The organism is Pseudomonas sp. NPDC077186 (assembly GCF_044543505.1).
Taxonomy (GTDB): domain Bacteria; phylum Pseudomonadota; class Gammaproteobacteria; order Pseudomonadales; family Pseudomonadaceae; genus Aquipseudomonas.
The window spans coordinates 1,090,503-1,113,147 of sequence record NZ_JBITWE010000001.1; the positions used below are offsets into that span (position 1 = coordinate 1,090,503).

21 protein-coding genes and 1 pseudogene are annotated in these 22,645 nt (G+C 67.4%); 8 read left to right on the plus strand and 14 right to left on the minus strand.

Annotated features, from left to right (window positions below):
• Window positions 1–13 precede the first annotated feature (13 nt).
• The 4 genes from ACIGKL_RS05095 to ACIGKL_RS05110 are packed head-to-tail and all read right to left on the minus strand — an operon-like array spanning window position 14 to window position 3,021.
• Entirely contained in the window at window positions 14–2,062 is a 2,049-nt protein-coding gene (locus ACIGKL_RS05095; protein WP_397485614.1) for a DNA-binding protein, read from the minus strand.
• Complete coding sequence (locus ACIGKL_RS05100) at window positions 2,055–2,252, minus strand: hypothetical protein (RefSeq protein ID WP_397485615.1); 198 nt, start codon at window positions 2,250–2,252, stop codon at window positions 2,055–2,057. The genes ACIGKL_RS05095 and ACIGKL_RS05100 overlap by 8 nt, the downstream gene beginning before the upstream one ends.
• On the minus strand, window positions 2,249–2,680 hold the full coding sequence (locus tag ACIGKL_RS05105) for a hypothetical protein (RefSeq protein WP_397486250.1): 432 nt from the start codon (window positions 2,678–2,680) through the stop codon (window positions 2,249–2,251). Before ACIGKL_RS05105 ends, ACIGKL_RS05100 begins: the two co-directional genes overlap by 4 nt.
• A gap of 2 nt (window positions 2,681–2,682) precedes the next feature.
• The gene (locus ACIGKL_RS05110; RefSeq protein WP_397486251.1) at window positions 2,683–3,021 is read right to left on the minus strand and encodes a transcriptional regulator; all 339 of its coding nucleotides are present in this window, start codon (window positions 3,019–3,021) and stop codon (window positions 2,683–2,685) included.
• Between the two features lie 150 nt (window positions 3,022–3,171).
• On the opposite strand from ACIGKL_RS05110, the gene ACIGKL_RS05115 reads away from it, so the two are divergent.
• Window positions 3,172–3,888, plus strand: coding sequence for an XRE family transcriptional regulator (locus tag ACIGKL_RS05115; protein WP_397485616.1), 717 nt, complete (start codon window positions 3,172–3,174; stop codon window positions 3,886–3,888).
• A 306-nt stretch (window positions 3,889–4,194) separates the two neighbouring features.
• On the opposite strand, the gene ACIGKL_RS05120 is transcribed toward ACIGKL_RS05115, so the two are convergent.
• The 9 genes and pseudogenes from ACIGKL_RS05120 to ACIGKL_RS05160 all read right to left on the minus strand — a co-directional run bounded on the left by ACIGKL_RS05120 (window position 4,195) and on the right by ACIGKL_RS05160 (window position 12,203).
• Window positions 4,195–5,250, minus strand: a complete 1,056-nt coding sequence (locus tag ACIGKL_RS05120; protein ID WP_397485617.1) for an acyl-CoA dehydrogenase family protein — start codon at window positions 5,248–5,250, stop codon at window positions 4,195–4,197.
• 10 nt (window positions 5,251–5,260) lie between these two features.
• Entirely contained in the window at window positions 5,261–6,427 is a 1,167-nt protein-coding gene (locus tag ACIGKL_RS05125; RefSeq protein WP_397485618.1) for an acyl-CoA dehydrogenase, read from the minus strand.
• 12 nt (window positions 6,428–6,439) lie between these two features.
• Window positions 6,440–7,198 carry an enoyl-CoA hydratase family protein gene (locus ACIGKL_RS05130; RefSeq protein WP_397485619.1) on the minus strand — a complete coding sequence of 253 codons (759 nt, stop codon included), beginning with the start codon at window positions 7,196–7,198 and terminating at the stop codon, window positions 6,440–6,442.
• A complete protein-coding gene (locus tag ACIGKL_RS05135) occupies window positions 7,198–8,304 on the minus strand; it encodes an NAD(P)H-dependent flavin oxidoreductase (protein WP_397485620.1) in 1,107 nt (368 codons plus the stop codon). The genes ACIGKL_RS05130 and ACIGKL_RS05135 overlap by 1 nt, the downstream gene beginning before the upstream one ends.
• Entirely contained in the window at window positions 8,304–9,167 is an 864-nt protein-coding gene (locus tag ACIGKL_RS05140; protein ID WP_397485621.1) for an enoyl-CoA hydratase, read from the minus strand. Before ACIGKL_RS05140 ends, ACIGKL_RS05135 begins: the two co-directional genes overlap by 1 nt.
• The gene (locus ACIGKL_RS05145) at window positions 9,164–9,970 is read right to left on the minus strand and encodes a CoA-transferase subunit beta (protein WP_397485622.1); all 807 of its coding nucleotides are present in this window, start codon (window positions 9,968–9,970) and stop codon (window positions 9,164–9,166) included. The genes ACIGKL_RS05140 and ACIGKL_RS05145 overlap by 4 nt, the downstream gene beginning before the upstream one ends.
• A 9-nt stretch (window positions 9,971–9,979) precedes the next feature.
• A complete protein-coding gene (locus tag ACIGKL_RS05150) occupies window positions 9,980–10,861 on the minus strand; it encodes a CoA transferase subunit A (protein WP_397486252.1) in 882 nt (293 codons plus the stop codon).
• Between the two features lie 10 nt (window positions 10,862–10,871).
• Window positions 10,872–11,762, minus strand: a complete 891-nt coding sequence (locus ACIGKL_RS05155) for a VOC family protein (RefSeq protein WP_397485623.1) — start codon at window positions 11,760–11,762, stop codon at window positions 10,872–10,874.
• Between the two features lie 169 nt (window positions 11,763–11,931).
• Window positions 11,932–12,203 (minus strand): annotated as a pseudogene (locus tag ACIGKL_RS05160) (helix-turn-helix domain-containing protein).
• Between the two features lie 135 nt (window positions 12,204–12,338).
• Between ACIGKL_RS05160 and ACIGKL_RS05165 the strand changes: the two are divergent.
• A complete protein-coding gene (locus tag ACIGKL_RS05165; RefSeq protein ID WP_397485624.1) occupies window positions 12,339–13,037 on the plus strand; it encodes an endonuclease in 699 nt (232 codons plus the stop codon).
• Between the two features lie 39 nt (window positions 13,038–13,076).
• Here the strand turns inward: ACIGKL_RS05165 and ACIGKL_RS05170 are convergent, their stop codons facing one another.
• Window positions 13,077–13,277, minus strand: coding sequence for a hypothetical protein (locus ACIGKL_RS05170; RefSeq protein WP_397485625.1), 201 nt, complete (start codon window positions 13,275–13,277; stop codon window positions 13,077–13,079).
• A gap of 74 nt (window positions 13,278–13,351) precedes the next feature.
• Between ACIGKL_RS05170 and ACIGKL_RS05175 the strand changes: the two genes are divergently transcribed.
• The 6 genes from ACIGKL_RS05175 to gcvT all read left to right on the plus strand — a co-directional run bounded on the left by ACIGKL_RS05175 (window position 13,352) and on the right by gcvT (window position 22,581).
• Window positions 13,352–14,869, plus strand: a complete 1,518-nt coding sequence (locus ACIGKL_RS05175; protein WP_397485626.1) for a sigma-54-dependent transcriptional regulator — start codon at window positions 13,352–13,354, stop codon at window positions 14,867–14,869.
• Window positions 14,870–15,261: 392 nt separating this feature from the next.
• Window positions 15,262–15,645, plus strand: a complete 384-nt coding sequence (gene gcvH, locus ACIGKL_RS05180; RefSeq protein WP_397485627.1) for a glycine cleavage system protein GcvH — start codon at window positions 15,262–15,264, stop codon at window positions 15,643–15,645.
• 9 nt (window positions 15,646–15,654) lie between these two features.
• The gene (gcvP, locus tag ACIGKL_RS05185; protein ID WP_397485628.1) at window positions 15,655–18,507 is read left to right on the plus strand and encodes an aminomethyl-transferring glycine dehydrogenase; all 2,853 of its coding nucleotides are present in this window, start codon (window positions 15,655–15,657) and stop codon (window positions 18,505–18,507) included.
• Window positions 18,508–18,655: 148 nt separating this feature from the next.
• On the plus strand, window positions 18,656–19,909 hold the full coding sequence (gene glyA, locus ACIGKL_RS05190) for a serine hydroxymethyltransferase (protein WP_397485629.1): 1,254 nt from the start codon (window positions 18,656–18,658) through the stop codon (window positions 19,907–19,909).
• 65 nt (window positions 19,910–19,974) lie between these two features.
• The gene (locus ACIGKL_RS05195) at window positions 19,975–21,351 is read left to right on the plus strand and encodes an L-serine ammonia-lyase (RefSeq protein ID WP_397485630.1); all 1,377 of its coding nucleotides are present in this window, start codon (window positions 19,975–19,977) and stop codon (window positions 21,349–21,351) included.
• A gap of 105 nt (window positions 21,352–21,456) precedes the next feature.
• Window positions 21,457–22,581 (plus strand): glycine cleavage system aminomethyltransferase GcvT, encoded by a 1,125-nt coding sequence (gene gcvT / locus ACIGKL_RS05200; protein WP_397485631.1) that lies wholly within the window; start codon window positions 21,457–21,459, stop codon window positions 22,579–22,581.
• The last annotated feature ends 64 nt before the right edge of the window (window positions 22,582–22,645 follow it).

Sequence of the window (22,645 nt, forward strand, 5' to 3'; positions counted from 1 at the left end):
GTTACTCCCCTGGTCAAGCGCGGGCCGTTGCAGGCTCCGCGAATTGGTCATACATGCGCTGAATCGAGGCGAAGTCCGGGTGGGCCGGGTAGCGCTCATGCCAGCGGGCTTCGTCATCGGTGAGGGTTTCGCCGGCCAAGTGGCGGGCGTTGAGTTGCTGCCACAGGTCGTAGCGGGCCATCGGGTCACCCGGCACGGTGAAGGCGGCCGCCTGGGCGTCCAGAGCCAGGGCGGCGTACTGCTGCGCGCTGGCCAGTTGCGCCGGCTCCAGGTTGGCGCTCGGCGCGCTGGTCGGGGCTAGCAGCTCGACGCGCTTGCCCGTGGTGGTTTCCAGCTTGTCGATGGCGCGCTTCATCTGGCCCAGCTCGCGGCGCTCCTGGGCTTGCTCGATCATGCTGCGCGGCATGTAGTCGCTGGCGTTGCCGTCGAGCAGTGCCTCGCCCAGCAGGTGGCCCTTCAGGGTGCGAACCCACACACGGGAGGCGTCGCGTACGTCGTAGGCCACCCGCACTTCCTCGCCATGGAAGTCGCGCAGGCTATTGAGGAAGTAACGCTGGCCGGCCCAGGCGATTTCGCCGCGACGGGTCGGGCGGATCACCTGCGGGCGCATCAGGTCTTCGACCAGCTCGGCCGGCGCCAGCATTGGTTCCCAGCCGCTGTCGAGGGCGGCTTGCCAGGCTTCGTTGGGGCTCATGTGGCGCAGGGCGCCGGTCTGCGGGTCGCGGACTTTCGCCAGGCCCCGGTGCGGCCGGTTGTTGTAGGCCTCCAGCTCGTACTCGACGCCGGCAATGAACTCGGCGAAGGTCGGAATCAGCGGGGTGCTGCCGGTCTCGCGCAGCTGCTTGCGGCTGATCCGATGCACAGCGGTGCCCGCGTGCTTGTCCATGGCGGCGCCGATGTAGCTCGGCAGCTTCTTGGCGGCGGTCACCCAAATGGACTGGTGGGCGCGCTCGATCAGACCACGTGCCTGGCTGTTGTAGGGCAGCGCGTGGGTCATGGTGCCGCCGAGGCGGTCGACCACTTCGCGCACGGTGTCGTTAGCGAAGCCAGAGCCGTTGTCGACGTAGAACACGGCGAACATGCCGCCACGCTTTACCGCGTCGCGCAGGGCATCGAGCACGCCCACGGTCGACTCGGCTTCGCCGATGGAGTAGCCCAGCGCGCGGCGGGTGCCTACGTCCAGCACGGTGGTGGTTTCCGGGCGGTACGGCTTGCCGGTGCGCGGGTTCAGTACCTCGGCGTCGAACTTGTGGCCGTCGGCCGTGTAGACGTCGCCGGGCATGATGTTGCGGGTGTCGCGGCGCTTGAACGGCTGTAGGGCTTTCAGCTCTTGCGGGCTGCGGCGGCCACGCTCGCGGGCCTCGGGGCTGAGCTTGTTCAGGAAACGGCGCACCTGGTGAATGCTGGGACGGTCGCCCGTGCATTTCGCGGCGTATTCGGCATAGGCCGCTTCCGCGCTGGGCTTGGTCGGGCGCTGGTAGTGGCGCAAGAAGTCAGGCGCCCAGGCCGGCACGCCCATGTCGGCGGGGGGGCGCACTGGCGCCAGGCCGGCTTCGCCTTCGCGGCGGTAGTCGGCAAGCCATCGCTTGAGCGTGCGCTCGGACAAACTGCGGTCGGCCGTCTTGCGGTCGTTAGCGCGCACCACGCGGTCGGCCAGGTAGGGGCTGAGCTGGTTGTCACGGGCCAGACCGACCAGGGTCATGATGGCGCGCTGCTGGGTGACGGCGGCGCTCATGCGCTCGATTTCGCGCACGAAGGCCAGGCGCGCCTGCATCACCGAGCGCTGTGATTCGCTAAAGCGTGACGCCGAAAGCGCGTCACGCTTTGCCGTTTCCGGTTCGGCGGCAGGCTCGGGCTGCGGCTCGGCTTGGTTGACCAGGCGGGCCAGCAGGGCGGCCTGGGTCTCGGGCGGCAGGACGGCGAAGCTGTACTCGATGGCCTTGGAGCCAAGGCGGCGCTGGCCTTCCCAGCCTTCGCGGTCGGCGACCTTGCGCACGCCGCGTTCGGTGCCGGGCATTCCGGCAAGGCCGGCCAGTTCGGCGGCGGTGAACCACTTACGCATTGGACACCTCACCTTTGCGGGCCAGGTGGGTGCCGAGGTTGAGCGCGGCACTGCGTAGCCATTCCTCGGCATCGCGCCAAGCGCCGGTGCTGACGCAGTCATGGCCGGCTTTGCTTTCTATAACGACGCAGTCATAGAACTCGGTAGCCAGGCGCAGATCGTCCAGGAGGTTTTGCGGGATGCTGGTCATGTCCGGTCTCCCAGGAGCTTTTTCAGCTCGCGTGCCTTGCGGGTGGCTTCTGCGGCCTCGCGCTCCAGACGGCCCAGCTCGGCATCCAGTGCCTCGCGGCCATAGGCGACCCGGCCACCACGTTGGGCAACCTGCCAGTCGGTCAGCAGATGGCAGTCGCAGGCCTGCTCCAGGAGCACGGCGCGGTAGAAAGGCAGGTTGTGATCCTGGCGGGCCGGACTGGCCCAGGCGTCGAGCATGAACTTGCTCACGTCATCGCCCGACAGGCGCGACATATGCGCGGCGACCTGATGGCGATCCTGGCCCTTGAGAAGTTGGCCAACCATGAGGCTGACCTCGGCGGCGTAGTTGCCCTCGCCAGGCACTGCCAGCTTCGGCTGGGGAACATCGAAGATGTCTAGGGTGCGGTCATCTTTTCCGTGGCGCATGTTCATGCCTCCGTGCCCGTTTTACGGTGCGAAACAGGAACGTAACGGCTATTCTTGGCGGTGCTGCGCGGAAAGGTTTCGGCCCGGTTAGGCCGCTGGCGGCGCGGGGTGCCGTCCAGGTTCCAGCGCTCTGGCCAGAGTTCAATCGGCTGTACGTCCAGTTGTTCAGCGATGGCGCGCTCGATGCGCGGGTATGGCGCGTGCTTCACCGCACGCACTGCCCGGTCGGTAACGGCGAGCTGGCGAGCCAGCTCAGCGGGCGAGCAGCCGTGGATACGCAGTTGGTATTTGATCCACTCCCAGCGCTGGGCTGGGTCGTGTGGCATCTCTGCAATGTTCATCAGCAACAACCATCTTGGCGGGTGGTTTTTTTAGGCCGTCTAACAGCCTGTTGCGGATAAACATAGCTAACCAGCTTTGTCATATCAAGCGAAAAAGCTAGTTCCGAATGAACTTTTAGCTAATCGCGTATAGTGAGAAAGATAAATCCAATGAAATCAGGCGGTTACGTGAAATCGGAACAATCGGAACCAAATGGGTCGGCTGTTCCTTTTAGCCCTGAGTCAATCGGAACGCGAATCGAGGAGCTGGCTGCTCGCGTTGGAGGCAAGCGCGAACTAGCTAACCTGTCAGGCATTCACGAAACGCAGCTGTACAAGTACATCAAAGGTGCTAACGCCCCCAGCATTGCCGTTGCGGTTGCCCTGGCACAGGCCGGCAATGAGAGCCTTGACTGGCTGCTACTGGGCAAGAAGGGGGAGCCAGCGGGGCCGGTAGGCGAGCAGGACGACGCCTATGCTTTCGTTCCTCTCTATGACGCCCGCTGTAGCGCCGGTAGTGGCGCCTGGAATGAGCGCTCGCGTGTTCTGGTAGAGCTGTCCTTTACCCGCTACAGCTTGCGCAAGAAGGGCCTAAGTCCGGCCGATCTGGCGTGCCTTCGTGTGGATGGCGACTCGATGCTCGGTCTGCTGGATGATGGCGACACGGTCATGATCGACCAGAGCCGCAACACGCTTGAGGGTGAGGGTGTCTATGTGGTGTTGCTGGATGACCACCTGTATGCCAAGCGACTGCAGCGGCAGTTCGATGGCTCGGTGCTGATCATCAGCCACAACAAGGATTACCAGCCGATGACGGTGCCCAAGGAGCGCCTGGCCGAGTTGCAGATAATCGGCCGTGTGGTGTGGGCTGGCGGCTGGATGGTTTAACCCTGCCGCGCTTCGGCGCGGTGCCAAACCTCCCGCAAAATCAGGCTAGCCCACCTAACTCTGGGGCGCTCCCCGCCTCGCGCCCCTTTGGCACTGCCCAGCTCGCCGAGCCCCGCACCATCCGGGGCTTTCCGGTTTGTTCCGGCTTCTTCCGCCATCCTCCGACCCTGTGCCAAACATCTCACCCCCTCACACTGCCCCTCTCCCGTGAACGGGAAAGGGGAGACAAGCAATGCCGGCGTACTCGACTCATGCACGGCCTGCCCCCTCTCCCGCTTGCGGGAGAGGGTTGGGAAGAGGGAGAAATCAGAAGGTATGGCCGGCCCCCGGCTGGATGGCCCCGCCGAACAGCGCCGCGCGGATGCGCGCCTTGTGCGCGGCTGCATCGCCCCAAACCTTGTCCAGCGCCCAGGCGCGCTTCATGAACAGGTGCAGATCGACTTCCCAGGTGTAACCCATGGCGCCGTGTGCCTGGATGGCGTTCTTCGCCGCCAGCAGCGCCGCCTCGGCGCACGCCAGCTTGGCGTGGGACACGCGCACCCCGGCCAGTGCCTGGCCCTCAGCGACGGCGTAGGCGGCGTGGTACAGCGGGCCCTTGGCGAACTCGATCTGTACCGCGACGTTGGCCATCAGGTGCTTGACCGCCTGGAACGAGCCGACCGGTTTGCCGAACTGCTTGCGCTCGAAGCTGTAGTCCACCGCCAGGTCGACCATGCGCTTGGCCAGGCCGAGCAGCTGCGCGGCGCTGCCGAGGGCGGCGCGATCGCGGGCCGCGGCCCACAGCGCGCGGCCCTGCTCACCGCTGGCCACGCGTGTCTGCGCGCTGGGCGTCCAGTCGACGTGGAACAGCTGGCGACTGGGATCGACCGACTCGTTGCGCACCAGCTGCACGTCAGCACGCGGCACGGCATACACCTCATCGTCATGGGCCAACAGCAACAGGTCGGCAACGTGGGCGTCGGCCACCAGCGCCGCGCCGGGTTCGCCCACCGCCAGGCGCGCCTCGCCGGCGGCGACCCGCGCCAGCCAGCCGTCGCGCCGCTCGGTGTGGGCAGCGTCCAGCGCGGCCAGCAGCGGCACGCCGACCAGCGCGGTATCCACCAGCGGTTCGGGCAGGCCGGCGTAGCCGGCTTCCTGGGCGATCAGCACGAAATCCAGAGGACTCAGGCCCATGCCGCCCTGCGCTTCCGGCACGCAGAAGGCCGGCAGGCCAAGTTCGACCAGCTCGCCCCAGAGCTGGTCGCAACGTCCGCTGTCGCGCTGCCACAACTCGCGGATGCGCTCGGGGGTCACCTCGTTGGTGAAGTAGTTGCGCACGCTGGCCTGAAACTGCAGCTGGTCTTCGCTAAAGCTGAAATTCATGGTCGGCTCCTCAGGCGCGCGGCATGCCGAGCATGCGTTCGGCGATGATGTTGCGTTGGATCTCGTTGGTACCGGCGTAGATCGGCCCGGCCTGGGCGAACAGGAAACCATCCAGCCAGCGCCCTACTTCACCGGCATGCGGCGCATGCGGCTGCAGCTCGGCGCGCGCACCGAGGATCGACAGCGCGGTGGCGTGCATGCGCTGGTCCAGCTCGGACCAGAAGATCTTGTTGGTCGACGACTCCGGGCCGATCTTCTCGCCACGCGCCAGGCGCGAGGCGGTCTGGTAGGTCACCTGGGTGTAGGCCTCGGCGTCCAGCCAGGCGCGCATCACCGCGTCACCGACACAGGGATCGCGATCGGCCTCGGCGCGATTGGCCTGGTACAGCTCGACCAGGCGCCGCGCGGTTTCCTGGAAACGCGCCGGCGAACGCAGCAGCAGGCCGCGCTCGAAGCCGGCGGTGGACATCGCCACGTGCCAGCCCATGCCCTCGCCACCGAGGGCGTTGGCCACCGGCACGCGCACGTCGTCGAAGAAGATCTCGGCGAAACCCGGCAGGCCGTCGAGCTGCGGGATCGGCCGCACGGTGATGCCCGGGCTGTTCAGCGGTACCAGGATGAAGGTCAGGCCATGGTGGCGGCTGGAGTTGGGGTCGGTGCGGAAGATGCAGAAGGCCCAGTCGGCCCAGACCGCGCGGGTCGACCAGGTCTTCTGGCCATTGAGCACGTAGTGGTCGCCGTCGTGAGTGGCCTTGGCGCGGATCGCCGCGAGATCGGAACCGGCACCCGGCTCCGACCAGCCCTGGGCCCAGATCTCCTCGCCGGTGGCCATCTTCGGCAGGAAGCGCGCCTTCTGCTCGTCGCTGCCGTACTCCATCAGGGTCGGGCCGAGCAGGAAGATGCCGTTCTGGTTGACCCGCAGCGGCGCGCCAGCACGGTAGTACTCCTCCTCGAAGATCAGCCACTCGATCAGGTCGCAACCGCGCCCGCCCAGCGCGGTCGGCCAGGTCACCATGCCCCAGCGACCCTCGTTGAGCTTGGCCTCCCAGGCGCGGTGCTGGGCGAAGCCCTCGGCGGTGTCGAAGGAGGCCAGTGGCGTGGCCGGCACATTGGCCTCAAGCCAGGCGCGCGCCTCGGCGCGCAGGGCTTGCTGGGCGGGGGTATAGGTCAGGTCCATGGGCGCCTCCATTCAACCGCTGAACTGCGCCGAGCGCTTCTCGACGAAGGCATCGCGCGCTTCCTGGGAGTCCGCCACGCGGTAGGCTTCCAGGGTGAAGCCCTGCTCCCAGCGGTATTTGTCTTCGAGGTTGCCGTCCTCGATGCCGGTCAGCGCCTCCTTGGCCAGGCCAATCATGGCCGGGCTCTTGGCGGCGATCTTGCGGGCGATCTGCAGGGCCGCGTCGCGCAGTCCGGCGCGCGCCACCACGCGTTCGATGGCCCCCAGGCGATAGGCCTCGGCGGCATCGATCATCTCGCCGGTGAAGTACATGTGGCGCACCTTCTGCACCGGAAACAGGCGCTGCAGGTGGGCGCCGCCGCCCATGGCGCCGCGGTCCACCTCGGGCACGCCGAAGCGCGCGCAGTCGCTGGCCACCAGGATGTCGGCGGCGCCGCTGAGGCCGATGCCGCCGCCGAGGACGAAGCCGTGCACGGCGAGGATCACCGGCTTGGGATTGCGGTGTACCGCCTTGAAGCTGTCGTAGTTGCCCTTGTTCACCGCGACGATGCGCTCGGGGTGGTTGGCCAGTTCCTTGATGTCGACGCCGGCGCAGAAGCCGCGACCCTCGGCGCGCACGACGATGACGCGCACCGCGGCATCGGCGCCGAGGCGCTCCAGCTCGGCGGCGATGGCGGCCCAGCCGTGGCTGTCGAAGGCGTTGACCGGCGGATGGTCGAACACCAGCTCGGCGATGCCGTCCTGCAGGTGGGTGTGAAATGGCTGGCTCATCAGTGTTCCCCCATGACCGCGGCGGGTCGTTGTGCGCTGGCCGCCGCGCGCTGGCCGAGCTCGGCCAGGCAGCGTTCGGCCTGGGTGACTATGGATTCGATCAGTTCGGCGCAGCCCGGCAGCGCATCGATGCTGGCGGCGATCTGCCCGGCCGGCAGCACGCCCTCGGCGGGCAGGCCGTCGACCATGGCCTTCTGGATCACCATGGGCGCGTTGGCCGCCATCAGCGTCTGCGCCGACGTCAGGCCATCGCCGCCGCGCATCTTCAGGGCGCTGCCCAGCAGCTGACCGAGGCTGGCGCCGCTGTGGCGGCGATAGGCCAGGGCGCAGCGCAGCGCCAGCAGCAGGCGCGCCAGGCCGCCGGAGCGTTCCAGGCGGTCGAGCAGTTCGTTGCGGATCATGCGTTGCGGCATGCCGTCGATGGCGCGACTGACGATCACCGCCGCCGGGTCGCGGACCTGCAGGTAGCGCTGCAGGGTGGCGCTCGGCACCGGGCTGTCGGCGCTCATCAGAAAACGCGTGCCCATGGCGATGCCCGACGCGCCCAGGGCCAGGGCGGCGACCAGGCCGCGACCGTCCTTGAAGCCGCCGGCGGCGACCACCGGCACGTCCACCGCCTCGACCACCTGGCCGAGGAGGATCGCGGTCGGCACCGAACCGGTGTGCCCACCGCCCTCGCCGCCCTGCACGGTGACCACGTCGGCGCCCATCTCCACGGCCTTGACCGCGTGCTTGAGGGCGCCGACCGTGGGCATGCAGACCACCCCGGCATCCTTCAGGCGGGCGACCATGGCCTTGCCCGGCGAACGGCTGTAGCTGACCGCGCGCACCCGGTGCTTGAGCACCAGCTCGACGATCTCGCCGGCGTTGGCCTGGTACATGTGGAAGTTGACGCCGAACGGCGCGTCGGTCAGGCGCCGGGTTTCGAGGATCGCCGCCTCCATCAGGTGCGGCTCGATGGTCGCCCCGGCGAGGAAGCCGAAGCCGCCGGCATTGCCGGTGGCGGCCACCAGTTTCGCGTCGGCGACCCAGCCCATGGCGGTCTGCACGATGGGATAGCGGCAGCCGAGCAGCGCCGTCAGGCGGGTATCCAGGCAGCCGCTCATCAACTCTCTCCCTTGCGCTGCGAGGCGGCCATGGCCTTGGCGTCGTAGCCGCCCAGGCGGTCGCCGCTGACCAGTTCGTTGTGCGCGTGGGCGAAGTGGTGCAGGCCGAACACCATGTCCATGGTGGCGCGCTTGCCCATCAGGTCCTCGGCGTTGTTCACCGCCTGCTTGGCCAGCGCCAGGCCCAGGCGCGGCATCTGCGCGATGCGCCGGGCCAGGTCCAGGGTCACGTCCTCCAGCACGTCGCGCGGCACCACCTTGTTGACCATGCCCATCTGCCGGGCACGCTCGGCCGGCATGGCTTCGCCGAGGAAGAGGAATTCCTTGGCGATGCGCGGATTGAGTTCGTGCACATGGGCGAAGTACTCGACCCCGGGGATGCCCATGCGCACCACCGGGTCGCGGAAGTAGGCGTCCTCGCTGGCGACGATCAGGTCGCAGACCCAGGCCAGCATCAGGCCGCCGGCGATGCAGGCGCCCTGGACCATGGCGATGGTCGGCTTGGGGATGTCGCGCCAGCGCCGGCACATGCCGAGGTAGACCTCCTGCTCACGGGCATAGAGGAACTCGCCGCCGGGCTTGTTCACATGGTCGTACCACAGGTGCTTGCGCTCGAAGCTCTGCTCGACGTCGCGACCCGGGGTGCCGATGTCATGGCCGGCGGAGAAGTGCTTGCCGGCGCCGCGCAGGACGATGACCTTGACCGTATCGTCATCCACCGCACGGCGGAAGGCGGCGTCCAGCGCATAGGTCATCTTCGAGTTCTGCGCGTTGTGGTACTCGGGGCGGTGCATGGTCACCAGGGCGATGCCGTCCCGGACCTCGTACAGCACCACCTCGTCGAGGGCTTCGGCCTGGCTCATGGGCGGGCCTCCTGGCGCACGCCGGGCGGGTTGTCCTTGAGCTGGGCGGCGCGCAGGTTGTGCGGGTCGAGCTGCTGGATCAGCATCAGCTGCTCGACGCTCGGCGCGGCGGTGACCGGCACTTCGGCCGGCACATGCAGCGGGAAGCCGGTGTTGTCGAGTACCTCGGCCAGGCTCACCCCCGGGTGCAGCGAGCGCAGGCGAGCCTGATGCTGCGGGCCCTGGAAGTCGAGCACGCAGAGGTCGCTGACGATCAGGCGGATATCGATGTCGTCCAGGCGCCAGCCGCGCGCCAGGCGTGCCGGGTTGTAGCCGACCGAGGCGACCATGTCGACCTCGCCCTCGACGAACACCCGGCGGTTGTGGCTGGGCACGAAGAAGGAGTTGGCGTGGCTGATCGAGTTGCCGGGAAAGCCGCGCACGCCGAGCATCTGCACCTTGGGCTTGCGGTACTCGCCGCCGACGCAGGAAATGTTGGCCTGGCCGAAGCGGTCGATCTGGGTCGGGCCCACCAGCGCGTGGCGCTTGCCGCCCCAGACGTTGTCGAAGATGCGCGAGAAACCCATCCAGCTGTCGAGTTTCGGCTGGTAACCGTTGCGTGCGCCGAGCGGCACCGGCTCGCCGACCATGAAGGCCTCGGAGTCGGTCATCAGCAGTGCCGGGTTGCTGCTCAGCATGCTCAGCGAGGCGGCCAGGCGCGGGATCACGCCGATGCCGGTGGCGAGCACCTCGCCGTCGTCGCGCCAGGCCTCGGAAGCGGCGCAGATCAGCAGCTCGGCCAGGCTGTAGGAAGTGGCGGTCATGTGGACTCCTCAGAACACCGGCAGCGGAAGTTGGCGAATCGCGTCCAGGCCGCCGACCCGGGTCAGGTACTCGGCTTCGCCGCAGTCGATATAGCGCTCGCGATACTGCTGCCAGCCGTCGACCTGGCTGGCCGAGGCGCTGTAGGCCTTGAAGTGCGCCACATCGAAGCCGTACAGCGGCGCGCAGGACGACGGATGGGCGCCGCCCGGCAGGTGCACCACGGCACTAGTCAGGTTGCGCTCCCAGAACACCTGCCGACTGGCCTCGGGGTGGGTATGGAACCAGGCGCTGTCGACCAGCTCGTCGCAGCTGACGTAGGTCTGCGCGGCGGTGCGGGCGAACAGGTCGTCCATGTAGTGATCGGGCCCGGCGATCTGGCATACGCCCCGGACATCGGCGCGGTCGACATGCAGCAGCGCGGCGTCCAGCCTGAGCGCCGGCATCGCCAGCCAGTCGCGGTCGTCGGCGTAGGGCGAGGCGACCAGCTTGATCTCGGGGTTGTGGGTCAGCACGTCGGTACCCAGGCCCACCGCGGTGGGAATGAAGGGCACCTTCATCGCCGCCGCCTTGAGGCCGAGCAGCAGCATGCCTTCGTCGATCTCCATGACCTCCAGCGCACCGTTCTGCCGGGCCTGGCGGAAATAGGGTTCGAGCGGGATGAAGTCCAGCGAGACGAAGGCGAACACCAGCTTCCGGACCTTGCCGGCGGCGCACAGCATGCCGACATCGGCGCCACCGTAGGCGACCACTGTGAGGTCCTTGAGGTCGGAACGGAGAATTTCGCGGATCAGCGCCATCGGTTTGCGCCGCGGGCCCCAGCCGCCGATGCCGATGGTCATGCCGTCGCGCAGCTGGCCGACGATCTCGGCCGCGGTCTTGCGTTTGTCCATGCTCATGCCCTCACTGCCGGCCGACGCTGAAATCGTGGCCCCAGTGGCTGACCACGGTGCTCTCGAAGGGGGTGTGGCGCTGCCAGTCCATGACCTTGCCGCCGCAGCCGTACTCCAGCTCGAAGCCGCCCGGGGTCTGCATGTAGAAGCTGGTCATCTCGTCGTTGACGTGGCGACCGAGGGTGGCCGACAGCTTGACGCCCTGGGCGTGCATGCGGTCCAGCGCGCGGCCGACGTCGTCGAGCTGCTGCACTTCCACCATCAGGTGCACGCAGCCGGAGGGAATCGGGCACTCGAACAAAGCCAGCGAGTGATGGCGGGCGTTGCCGCAGTGGAGGAAGTGGATGCGTTTTTCCGGCTCGGCCGGATCGGGGGTGAAGCGCACCTTCATCAGGTCGGACAGGCCGAAGCCCAGCACGTCACGGTAGAAGGCCAGGCAGCTGTCGAAGTTCGGCGCCGGCAGCACGGCGTGGCCCATGCCCAGCTCGCCGGTGACGAAACCGCTGACACCGGCCGGCGAGACGAAGGGGGCGAAGTCCATGCGCGGGCCCCAGAACAGCTCGTGGCGATTGCCATGCGGGTCGCTGAAGCAGGCCAGCGCCTGCACCTGGCGCTGGCCGGCCTCGGCGGTACTGGCACGGCGCACCTGCACGTCGGCCTGCTGCAGCTCGGCGATGGCCTGCTCGAAGGCGGCCTCGCCGGCCACTTCCCAGCCGCAGGCGCCGTAGCCGTCGCGCTCGGCGCGCTCGACCAGCAGGCGATAGGGCCGCTCGTCCATCTTCAGCAGCAGGGCATCGCCCTGCTCGGCCACCATCATGCCCAGTACGTCGGTGGCGTAGCGCCGCCACTGGTCCAGGTCGCTCGAGAGTACGGTGACGTACCCCAGGCCACGGATATCCATGCTTGCCTCCTCATAGTCCAGCCACCGCCACGGTTACTGCCGAAGCGGGCTATGGGAGGGGATTTAATCGGCTCGCCTGGGGGGCAACATCGTCCGTTGGGACTAGCGAGAAAAACCACCCGGATAGGTTGCCGGACAAAGCCCGCCTGCCAGCCATGCCGATCAAGGCCTAAGCGGACAGCGCCTGGATGACGTGCTTCGCACGTAGCAGCGCCTTGGCCGGGCCGGTAGGTTCACGCCGACCCTGTTCCCAGTTGCGCAGCGTGCCGAGCTGAACATCGATCATGGCCGCGAACTTGGCCTGGGTCAGACCGGTGGCCTTGCGGATTTCTTCACCTGCAGCGCATCGACGGTGAACTCCCGCGAGGGCTGAGGTTCGCCACGGTGGATTTCATCCATCTGCTGGACGCTTTCCAGCAGGTCTTCAAAGAATTTGCCCATGGCGATTACCTCCACCGCCGTCTGCCAGCAGCCTACTGCCCGGCTTTGACACGGCCCAATGCCATCATCTAAGCATTTGAAAAACAGAGACTTTTTTCTTCACACCGGCAGCGGTGACGGCTACCCTGGCGCCCCATGATTCGATGCCTTATCCCCCTGCTCTGCTGTCTCGCCAGTTTCACCCTCAACGCCGCACCCGCCAGCTTCGCCGAGGCCAAGCGTCTGGCCTGGCCGCTGTATGCACAGCAGTCCACCGAGTTCTACTGCGGCTGCAAGTACAGCGGCAATCGGGTCGACTTGCGTTCCTGCGGCTACAACCCGCGCAAGAACGCGGGCCGCGCCCAGCGTATCGAGTGGGAGCATATAGTCCCGGCCTGGGTGATCGGCCATCAGCGCCAGTGCTGGCAAAAAGGCGGGCGCAAGAACTGCGCGGCCAAGGATGCGCAGTTCCGCAAGGCCGAGGCCGACCTGCACAACCTGGTGCCGAGCATCGGCGAGGTGAACGGCGACCGCAGCAACTACAGCTTCGCCTGGCTGCCGCAGCAGCCGCATCAGTACGGCCAGTGCCAGACGGTGGTGGATTTCAAGGCGCGCAAGGTGATGCCGCGCCCGGCCATCCGCGGGATGATCGCGCGCACCTATTTCTATATGGCCGAGCGTTACCAGCTGCGTCTGTCGAAGCAGGATCGCCAGCTCTACCAGGCCTGGGACAAGGCCTACCCGGTCAAACCCTGGGAGCAGCAGCGCAACCAGCAGGTGGCCTGCGTGATGGGCTGGGGCAACCCGCATGTGGGTAAGGTGGATATGAGCCGATGCGCCCGCGGTCGCGGCTAAAGCCCCTCCCACGGTGTGAGCCGGTGCGCACGGCGCACCCTACTTGGACAGGCGCTGCAACTCGCGGCGCACCATATTGGCGAACTGCGGCGGGCTGAGCCGGTACAGCTCCTGCGTCACCCAGGGCAGCCAGCGCCCTTGCAGTTCGGCCTTGCGTGCCAGCAGGCGCTGGGCCTCGGCTTCGGCGCGGGCCTGGTGCTGGCGGTGGTAGTCGGCGCGGCTCGGTTTTTCCGCTGTCACTTCGTTCCCCTTTTCCCGTAATGCGCCGCCGCAGGGCATAATTCGCAGCCTGTTCGCCCGCTTCGGCCTAGACCATGCGCATCCACGTCAGCTTTATCGACCGCGTCGGCATCACCCAGGAAGTCCTGGCGCTGCTCGGCGGGCGCAATCTGAACCTGGACGCGGTGGAGATGGTACCGCCAAACGTCTATATCGATGCACCGACGCTGAGCGCCGAGGTGCTCGACGAGCTGCGCGACGCGCTGTTGCAGGTGCATGGCGTGCAGAGCGTGCAGGTGGTCGACATCCTGCCCGGCCAGCGCCGCCGCCTGCAGCTCGATGCGCTGCTCGCCGCCATGCCCGACCCGGTGCTGGCGGTGGACGATCGCGCCACCGTGCTGCTGGCCAACCCGGCGCTGGTCGAGCTGTGCGGCAGCGCCCCGGCCGGGCAGAGCATCGCCGCGCTGTTCGCCGACGAGGAGCTGCAGCAGTCGCTGCTGGCCGCCGGGTTTCACCAGCCGCTGCGCGAGGTGCATTTCGCCGGCCAGCCGCTGCTGCTCGACGCCCAGCCGATCACCGAGGAGGGTCGCCTGACCGGCGGCCTGCTCACGCTCTACGCGCCGAGCCGCATGGGCGAGCGCCTGGCCGCGCTGCATCACGACCATGCCGAGGGTTTCGACTCGCTGCTCGGTGAGTCGGCGCCGATCCGTGCGCTGAAGGCGCGCGCCCTGCGCGTGGCCTCGCTCGATGCGCCGCTGCTGATCCAGGGCGAGACCGGCACCGGCAAGGAGCTGGTGGCGCGCGCCTGCCACGCGGTCAGCGCGCGGCGCAGTGCGCCATTCCTGGCGCTGAACTGCGCGGCGCTGCCGGAGAACCTGGCCGAGAGCGAGCTGTTCGGCTACGCCCCCGGCGCTTTCACCGGCGCCCAGCGCGGCGGCAAGCCGGGACTGCTGGAGCTGGCCAACCAGGGCACGGTATTTCTCGACGAGATCGGCGAGATGTCGCCCTACCTGCAGGCCAAGCTGCTGCGCTTTTTGAGCGACGGCAGCTTCCGCCGCGTCGGCGGCGACCGCGAGGTGAAGGTGGACGTGCGCATCCTCAGCGCCACCCACCGCGACCTGGAGCGGATGGTCGCCGAGGGCAGCTTCCGTGAGGACCTGTTCTACCGCCTCAACGTGCTCAACCTGGAAGTGCCGCCGCTGCGCGAACGCGGCCAGGACATCCTCCTGCTGGCCCAGCATTTCATGGCCCAGGCCTGCGCGCAGATCCAGCGCCTGCCCTGCCGCCTGGCGCCGGCCACCTTCCCCGCGCTGCTGGCCGGACGCTGGCCGGGCAACGTGCGCCAGCTGCAGAACGTGATCTTCCGCGCCGCCGCCATCTGCGACAGCAACTGGGTGGAGATGGACGATCTGGATATCGCCGGCACCGAGGTGGCGCCGCGCCTGAATGGCGAGGTGGGCAGCCTGGAACAGGCCATGGACGATTACGAGAAGGCGCTGCTGGAAAAGCTCTACGCCAGCCACCCCTCCAGTCGCCAGCTGGCTACGCGCCTGGGCACCTCGCACACCGCCATCGCCAAACGCCTGCGCAAGTATGGGATCGGCAAGGCTTAGCGCCCCCACCGTCCAGCAACCAATCGCCGGGGCATACGGCACAACGACATCCGCGGCCAGTCTCACGGCCCTGTGCAAACCAGGCACGGCGCGGCTTTCAGCGACATCGTAAGCGAATCGATCCAGCGTAACGATTTCGCAACAATCAGCCGAAAGCCCCATGCCTGCTGGTGCGACCTCGACTTTGCCAAAAACGACGCAAGCATTCGTAGCGATATCGTTCCACTGGACTGTACACAACCCTCGGATACACATTTAAGTTATTGTTTTTATTGACTATTTTTATATTGGCACCGGCATTGCTACGGGTTTACCCAATCCTGCCCGCTGAGCGTGGGCGCCCTTATTGCCCGCCGCCTAGAAGCGGGCACTCTTGCCCTTGAGGAGTTGACATGAGCGAGTTGCGTTTCACCGCCGATCACGAATGGCTGCGTCTGGACAACGATGGCCTGGTGACCGTCGGCATCACCCATTACGCCCAGGACGCGCTCGGCGACGTGGTCTACGTGCAACTGCCGCAAACCCAGGCCTACGCCCAGGGCGAGGAAGTGGCCGTGCTGGAGTCGGTCAAGGCCGCCAGCAACATCGCCATGCCGCTGGACGGCGAGATCGTCGAAATCAACGCCGAGCTGGAAGGCAGCCCGGAACTGGTCAACGAGTCGCCGCTGGACAAGGCCTGGTTCTTCCGTATGCGCCTGGCCGACAACGCCGTGCTGGCCGACCTGCTGGACAAGGCCGGCTATGATCGTCTGTTGAACGCCAACGCCGACGCCTGAGTGACCGCCATGACCAAGCTCGATACCCAGAACGAATTCATCGCCCGCCACATCGGCCCACGCGATGCCGACACCGCCGCCATGCTCGAACTGCTCGGCTATGACTCGGTGGACGCGCTGACCAATGCCGTGATCCCCGAAAGCATCAAGGGCACCAGCATCCTCGGCGAGCAGCCGGGCCTGTCGGAAGCCGACGCCCTGGCCAAGATCAAGGCCATCGCCGCCAAAAACCTGCAGTTCAAGAACCATATCGGCCAGGGTTACTACGGCACGCACACGCCGAGCCCGATCCTGCGCAACCTGCTGGAAAACCCGGCCTGGTACACCGCCTACACCCCGTACCAGCCGGAGATTTCCCAGGGCCGCCTGGAAGCGCTGCTGAACTTCCAGACCCTGATCAGCGACCTCACCGGCATGCAGATCGCCAACGCATCCTTGCTCGACGAAGCCACCGCTGCCGCCGAAGCCATGACCTTCTGCAAGCGACTGTCAAAGAACAAGGCTGCCAACACCTTCTTCGTTTCCCAGCACTGCCACCCGCAGACCCTCGACGTGCTGCGCACCCGTGCCGAGCCGCTGGGCATCGATATCCAAGTCGGCGACGAAGCCGCCATCACCGACGCCAGCGCCTACTTCGGCGCCCTGCTGCAGTACCCGGCGAGCAACGGTGACATCTTCGACTACCGCGCCCTGGTCGAGCGCCTCCACGCCGCCAATGCCCTGGTTGCCGTCGCTGCCGACCTGCTGGCCCTGACCCTGCTCACTCCGCCGGGCGAGTTCGGTGCCGACGTCGCCCTGGGCAGCGCCCAGCGCTTCGGTGTGCCGCTGGGTTTCGGTGGCCCGCACGCGGCCTACTTCGCCACCCGCGACGCGTTCAAGCGCGACATGCCGGGCCGCCTGGTCGGCATGTCGGTGGACCGCTTCGGCAAGCCGGCCCTGCGCCTGGCCATGCAGACCCGCGAGCAGCACATCCGCCGCGAGAAGGCCACCAGCAACATCTGCACCGCGCAGGTGCTGCTGGCCAACATCGCCAGCATGTACGCCGTGTACCACGGCCCGAAAGGCCTGACCGAGATCGCGCAGCGCGTGCACAGCTTCACCGCCATCCTCGCCCTGGGCCTGACCAAGCTGGGCCACAGCGTCGAACAGCAGCACTTCTTCGACACCCTGAGCATCAAGACCGGCGCCAAGACCGCCGAGCTGCATGCCAAGGCCCGTGCCGCCGGCATCAACCTGCGCGAGATCGACGCCGAGCGTCTGGGTCTGTCGCTGGACGAAACCACCGACCAGGCCGCCGTCGAGGCGCTGCTGGCACTGTTCGCCGGCGATCAGGCCGCCCCTGCCGTCAGCGACCTGGCCGCGCAAGTCGCCAGCCGCCTGCCGCAGAATCTGCTGCGCCAGTCGGCGATCCTGCAGCACGAAGTGTTCAACCGCTACCACAGCGAAACCGAGCTGATGCGCTACCTGCGCAAGCTGGCCGACAAGGACCTGGCCCTGGATCGCAGCATGATCCCGCTGGGCTCCTGCACCATGAAGCTCAACGCCGCCAGCGAGATGATCCCGGTGACCTGGCCGGAATTCGGCAACCTGCACCCCTTCGCTCCAGTCGAGCAGGCCGCCGGTTACACCCAGCTGACCACTGAGCTGGAAGCCATGCTCTGCGCCGCCACCGGTTACGACGCCGTGTCGCTGCAGCCCAACGCGGGCTCCCAGGGCGAGTACGCGGGCCTGCTGGCCATCCGCGCCTATCACCTGAGCCGTGGCGACGATCAGCGCGACATCTGCCTGATCCCGCAATCGGCCCACGGCACCAACCCGGCGACCGCCTCCATGGCCGGCATGCGCGTGGTGGTCACCGCCTGTGACGCACGCGGCAACGTCGACATCGCCGATCTGAAGGCCAAGGCCGAAGAGCACAAGGATCGCCTGGCCGCGATCATGATCACCTACCCGTCCACCCACGGTGTGTTCGAGGAAGGCATCCGCGAGATCTGCCAGATCATCCACGACAACGGCGGCCAGGTGTACATCGACGGCGCCAACATGAACGCCATGGTCGGTCTGTGCGCGCCGGGCCAGTTCGGCGGCGACGTCTCGCACCTGAACCTGCACAAGACCTTCTGCATCCCGCACGGCGGCGGCGGCCCGGGCGTCGGCCCGATTGGCGTCAAGTCGCACCTGGCGCCGTTCCTGCCGGGCCATGGCCACATGGCACGCAAGGAAGGTGCAGTGAGCGCCGCACCGTTCGGCAGCGCCAGCATCCTGCCGATCACCTGGATGTACATCAGCATGATGGGCGGCGAGGGCCTCAAGCGCGCGTCGCAGATGGCGATTCTCAACGCCAACTACATCGCCCGTCGCCTGGAAGAGCACTACCCGGTGCTGTACTCCGGCGAAGGCGGCCTGGTGGCGCACGAGTGCATCCTCGACATCCGTCCGCTCAAGGACAGCAGCGGCATCAGCGTCGACGACGTGGCCAAGCGCCTGATCGACTTCGGCTTCCACGCCCCGACCATGTCCTTCCCGGTAGCCGGCACCCTGATGATCGAGCCGACCGAGAGTGAGTCCAAGGAAGAGCTGGATCGCTTCTGCGACGCCATGATCGCCATCCGCGAGGAAATCCGCGCGGTCGAGCAGGGCCGTCTGGACAAGGACGACAACCCGCTGAAGAACGCCCCGCACACCGCCCTGGAACTGGTCGGCGAATGGCACCACGCCTACAGCCGCGAGCAGGCCGTGTACCCGGTGGCGAGCCTGATCGAGGCCAAGTACTGGCCGCCGGTTGGCCGCGTGGACAACGTCTACGGCGACCGCAACCTGGTCTGCGCCTGCCCGTCCATCGAGGCGTATCAGGACGCGTAAGCGCCAAGCCGTAGCCCGGATGAAATCCGGGAGCTTTCAACAGCTTCCCCGGATTGCATCCGGGCTACATCCACCCCGATTCCTTTCGGCTCCCCTCACCGGGGCGGGCCGACTGCATCCCGAGAAAAACGATAAAGAGGGCCTCACCATGTTCAGCAAGCACGACCAACTGCAGGGCTATGACGACGCCCTGCTCGCGGCGATCCAGGCCGAGCAGCAGCGCCAGGAAGACCATATCGAGCTGATCGCCTCGGAGAACTACTGCAGCCAGCGCGTGATGCAGGCGCAAGGCAGCGGTCTGACCAACAAGTACGCCGAAGGCTATCCGGGCAAGCGCTACTACGGTGGTTGCGAGCATGTGGACAAGGTCGAAGCACTGGCCATCGAGCGCGCCAAACAGCTGTTCGGCGCCGACTACGCCAACGTCCAGCCACACTCCGGCTCCTCGGCCAACAGCGCCGTGTACCTCGCACTGCTCAACTCCGGCGATACCATCCTCGGCATGAGCCTGGCCCACGGCGGCCACCTGACCCACGGCGCCAAGGTGTCGTCTTCGGGCAAGCTGTACAACGCCGTGCAGTACGGCATCGACGAGAACGGCCTGATCGATTACGCCGAGGTCGAGCGCCTGGCCATCGAACATAAGCCGAAGATGATCGTCGCCGGTTTCTCCGCCTACTCGCGCGTGCTGGACTTCGCCCGCTTCCGCGCCATCGCCGACAAAGTCGGCGCGCTGCTGTTCGTCGATATGGCCCACGTGGCGGGTCTGGTGGCCGCCGGCCTGTACCCGAACCCGGTTCCCTTCGCCGATGTGGTCACCACCACCACGCACAAGACCCTGCGCGGCCCGCGTGGCGGCCTAATCCTGGCCAAGGCCAACGAAGAGATCGAGAAGAAGCTCAACTCCGCCGTGTTCCCCGGCGCCCAGGGCGGCCCGCTGATGCATGTCATCGCGGCCAAGGCGGTGTGCTTCAAGGAAGCACTGGAGCCGGGCTTCAAGGCCTACCAGCAGCAGGTGATCGCCAACGCCCGGGCCATGGCGGCAGTGTTCGTCGAGCGCGGCTATGACGTGGTCTCCGGCGGCACCGACAATCACCTGATGCTGATCAGCCTGGTCAAACAGGGCCTGACCGGCAAGGCGGCCGACGCGGCGCTGGGCGATGCCCACATCACCGTCAACAAGAACGCCGTGCCGAACGACCCGCAGTCGCCGTTCGTCACCTCGGGCATCCGCATCGGTACCCCGGCGGTGACCACTCGCGGCTTCAAGGAAGGCGAATGCCGCACCCTGGCCGGCTGGATCTGCGACATCCTCGACGACCTGGAAAATCCGGCCGTGCTCGAGCGCGTGCGCGGCCAGGTCGCCGACCTGTGCGCCACCTTCCCGGTCTACGCTGACTGATAAGGCGGGCGCCGGCCCTCCCCTCTCTCCGGGGAGGGACCAACCGGCGCCGCCAGGAGTACGACATGTCACTGAGCGTTTTCGACCTGTTCAAGATAGGCATCGGGCCTTCCAGCTCGCATACCGTCGGCCCCATGCGCGCCGCCGCGCGCTTCGTCGAGGGGCTCAAGCGCGACGGCCTGCTGGCCGCCACCGACTCGGTCAGGGTCGAGCTGTACGGCTCGCTCGGCGCCACCGGCAAGGGCCACGGCAGCGACAAGGCGGTGCTGCTCGGCCTGGAGGGCGAGCAGCCCGACACCGTCGACACCAGCCGCATCGCCGAGCGCCTGGCCGCCATCCGCGCCGCCGGAGAAATCCGCCTGCTCGGCGAAAAGACCATCGCCTTCGTCGAGAAGCAGCACCTGGCGATGATCCGCAAGCCGCTGGACTTCCACCCCAACGGCATGATCTTCCGCGCCTTCGACGCCGCCGGCCTGCAGCTGCGCGCCCGCGAGTACTACTCGGTGGGCGGCGGCTTCGTGGTCGACGAACAGGCCGCCGGCGCCGACCGCATAGTCGAGGACAGCACCGCCCTGCAGTATCCCTTTACCACCGGCAAGCAGCTGCTGGCGCTGTGCGCCGAACACAAGCTGTCGATCAGCCAGCTGATGCTGGCCAACGAGGCGGCCTGGCGTCCGGAGGCCGAGACCCGCGCCGGCCTGCTGAATATCTGGCAGGTGATGCAGGACTGCGTCACCGCCGGCTGTCGCAACGAGGGCATCATGCCCGGCGGGCTCAAGGTCAAGCGTCGCGCCGCCGCGCTGCACCGCCAGCTCAGCGAGCACCCCGAAGCCTGCCTGCGCGACACCCTCAGCGTGCTCGACTGGGTCAACCTCTATGCCCTGGCGGTGAACGAGGAAAACGCCAGCGGCGGCCGCGTGGTCACCGCCCCCACCAACGGCGCGGCTGGCATAGTGCCGGCGGTGCTGCACTACTACGCCCGCTTCGTGCCCGGCGCCAACGAGGACGGCGTGGTGCGCTTTTTGCTCACCGCCGCCGCCATCGGCATCCTCTACAAGGAAAACGCCTCGATTTCCGGCGCCGAAGTCGGCTGCCAGGGCGAGGTCGGCGTGGCCTGCTCGATGGCCGCCGGCGCCCTGTGCGAAGTGCTCGGCGGCAGCGTCAACCAGGTGGAGAACGCCGCCGAGATCGGCATGGAGCACAACCTCGGGCTGACCTGCGACCCCATCGGCGGCCTGGTCCAGGTGCCCTGCATCGAGCGCAACGCCATGGGCTCGGTCAAGGCGATCAACGCCGCACGCATGGCCCTGCGCGGCGACGGCCAGCACTTCGTCTCGCTGGACAAGGTGATCCGCACCATGCGCCAGACCGGCGCCGACATGAAGAGCAAGTACAAGGAAACCGCCCGCGGCGGCCTGGCCGTCAATATCATCGAATGCTGATCCGTCGGGTGTGCGGGGCCGCCTAGGCCGCGCGCAGCAATGCCCCACCCGACACACGCATTGCTCACGACCCGGTGCGCGCGGCGCACCCTACAGGAAATCGAAATGACCACTGAGACCCTCGCGAAAACCCCGCTACATGCCCTGCATCTGGAACTCGGCGCGCGCATGGTGCCGTTCGCCGGCTTTGAGATGCCCGTGCAGTACCCGCTGGGCGTGATGAAGGAACACCTGCACTGCCGCGACGCCGCCGGCCTGTTCGACGTCTCGCACATGGGCCAGATCCTGCTGCGCGGCGAGCACGCCGCGCGCGCCCTGGAATCCCTGGTGCCGGTGGACATCATCGACCTGCCGGTGGGCCTGCAGCGCTACGCCATGTTCACCGACGAGCACGGCGGCATCCTCGACGACCTGATGGTCGCCAACCTCGGCGACGACACCCTGTACCTGGTGGTCAACGCCGCCTGCAAGGAGCAGGACCTGGCCCACCTCGAGCAGCAGATCGGCGAGCAGTGCCAGATCGAATGCCTGTTCGAAGAGCGCGCCCTGCTCGCCCTGCAAGGGCCGAAAGCGGTGGACGTGCTGGCCCGCCTGGCGCCCGAGGTGAGCCAGATGACCTTCATGCAGGTCGCCCGCGTGCGCCTGCTGGGCAGCGAGTGCATCGTCAGCCGCAGCGGCTACACCGGCGAAGACGGCTTCGAGATCTCGGTGCCGGTGGAACAGGCCGAAACCCTGGCGCGCAGCCTGCTGGCGGAAGCGGAAGTGGAGGCCATCGGCCTCGGCGCGCGCGACTCGCTGCGCCTGGAAGCCGGTCTGTGCCTGTACGGCCACGACATGAGCAGCGCCACCACGCCGATCGAAGCCAGCCTGCTGCGGGCCATATCCAAGGTACGTCGCCTCGACGGCCTGCGCGCCGGCAACTTCCCCGGCGCCGGGCGCATCTTCGAACAGCAGCGCGACGGCGTGGCGGAAAAGCGCGTCGGCCTGCTGCCGCAGGAGCGCGTGCCGGTACGCGAAGGCGCCGAGATCGTCGACGCCGAGGGCGCCGTGATCGGCCGGGTGTGCAGCGGCGGCTTCGGCCCGACCCTCGGCGCGCCGGTGGCCATGGGCTACCTCAAGGCCAGCCACGCCGCCGTGGACAGCGAAGTCTGGGCCGTCGTACGCGGCAAGCGTGTGGCGATGAAAGTGGCCAAGACCCCCTTCGTGCCGCAGCGCTACTACCGCGGTTAAGCGCTCTCGTAGCCCGGATGCAATCCGGGGGCGTTGTCGCCCCGCCCCGGATTGCATCCGGGCT

Coding starts and splice junctions, on each gene's coding strand:
- ACIGKL_RS05095 (WP_397485614.1), bottom strand. CDS start 2,062: ATGCGTAAGTGGTTCACCGCCGCCGAACTGGCCGGCCTTGCCGGAATG.
- ACIGKL_RS05100 (WP_397485615.1), bottom strand. CDS start 2,252: ATGACCAGCATCCCGCAAAACCTCCTGGACGATCTGCGCCTGGCTACC.
- ACIGKL_RS05105 (WP_397486250.1), bottom strand. CDS start 2,680: ATGCGCCACGGAAAAGATGACCGCACCCTAGACATCTTCGATGTTCCC.
- ACIGKL_RS05110 (WP_397486251.1), bottom strand. CDS start 3,021: ATGAACATTGCAGAGATGCCACACGACCCAGCCCAGCGCTGGGAGTGG.
- ACIGKL_RS05115 (WP_397485616.1), top strand. CDS start 3,172: ATGAAATCAGGCGGTTACGTGAAATCGGAACAATCGGAACCAAATGGG.
- ACIGKL_RS05120 (WP_397485617.1), bottom strand. CDS start 5,250: ATGAATTTCAGCTTTAGCGAAGACCAGCTGCAGTTTCAGGCCAGCGTG.
- ACIGKL_RS05125 (WP_397485618.1), bottom strand. CDS start 6,427: ATGGACCTGACCTATACCCCCGCCCAGCAAGCCCTGCGCGCCGAGGCG.
- ACIGKL_RS05130 (WP_397485619.1), bottom strand. CDS start 7,198: ATGAGCCAGCCATTTCACACCCACCTGCAGGACGGCATCGCCGAGCTG.
- ACIGKL_RS05135 (WP_397485620.1), bottom strand. CDS start 8,304: ATGAGCGGCTGCCTGGATACCCGCCTGACGGCGCTGCTCGGCTGCCGC.
- ACIGKL_RS05140 (WP_397485621.1), bottom strand. CDS start 9,167: ATGAGCCAGGCCGAAGCCCTCGACGAGGTGGTGCTGTACGAGGTCCGG.
- ACIGKL_RS05145 (WP_397485622.1), bottom strand. CDS start 9,970: ATGACCGCCACTTCCTACAGCCTGGCCGAGCTGCTGATCTGCGCCGCT.
- ACIGKL_RS05150 (WP_397486252.1), bottom strand. CDS start 10,861: ATGGACAAACGCAAGACCGCGGCCGAGATCGTCGGCCAGCTGCGCGAC.
- ACIGKL_RS05155 (WP_397485623.1), bottom strand. CDS start 11,762: ATGGATATCCGTGGCCTGGGGTACGTCACCGTACTCTCGAGCGACCTG.
- ACIGKL_RS05165 (WP_397485624.1), top strand. CDS start 12,339: ATGATTCGATGCCTTATCCCCCTGCTCTGCTGTCTCGCCAGTTTCACC.
- ACIGKL_RS05175 (WP_397485626.1), top strand. CDS start 13,352: ATGCGCATCCACGTCAGCTTTATCGACCGCGTCGGCATCACCCAGGAA.
- gcvH (WP_397485627.1), top strand. CDS start 15,262: ATGAGCGAGTTGCGTTTCACCGCCGATCACGAATGGCTGCGTCTGGAC.
- gcvP (WP_397485628.1), top strand. CDS start 15,655: ATGACCAAGCTCGATACCCAGAACGAATTCATCGCCCGCCACATCGGC.
- glyA (WP_397485629.1), top strand. CDS start 18,656: ATGTTCAGCAAGCACGACCAACTGCAGGGCTATGACGACGCCCTGCTC.
- ACIGKL_RS05195 (WP_397485630.1), top strand. CDS start 19,975: ATGTCACTGAGCGTTTTCGACCTGTTCAAGATAGGCATCGGGCCTTCC.
- gcvT (WP_397485631.1), top strand. CDS start 21,457: ATGACCACTGAGACCCTCGCGAAAACCCCGCTACATGCCCTGCATCTG.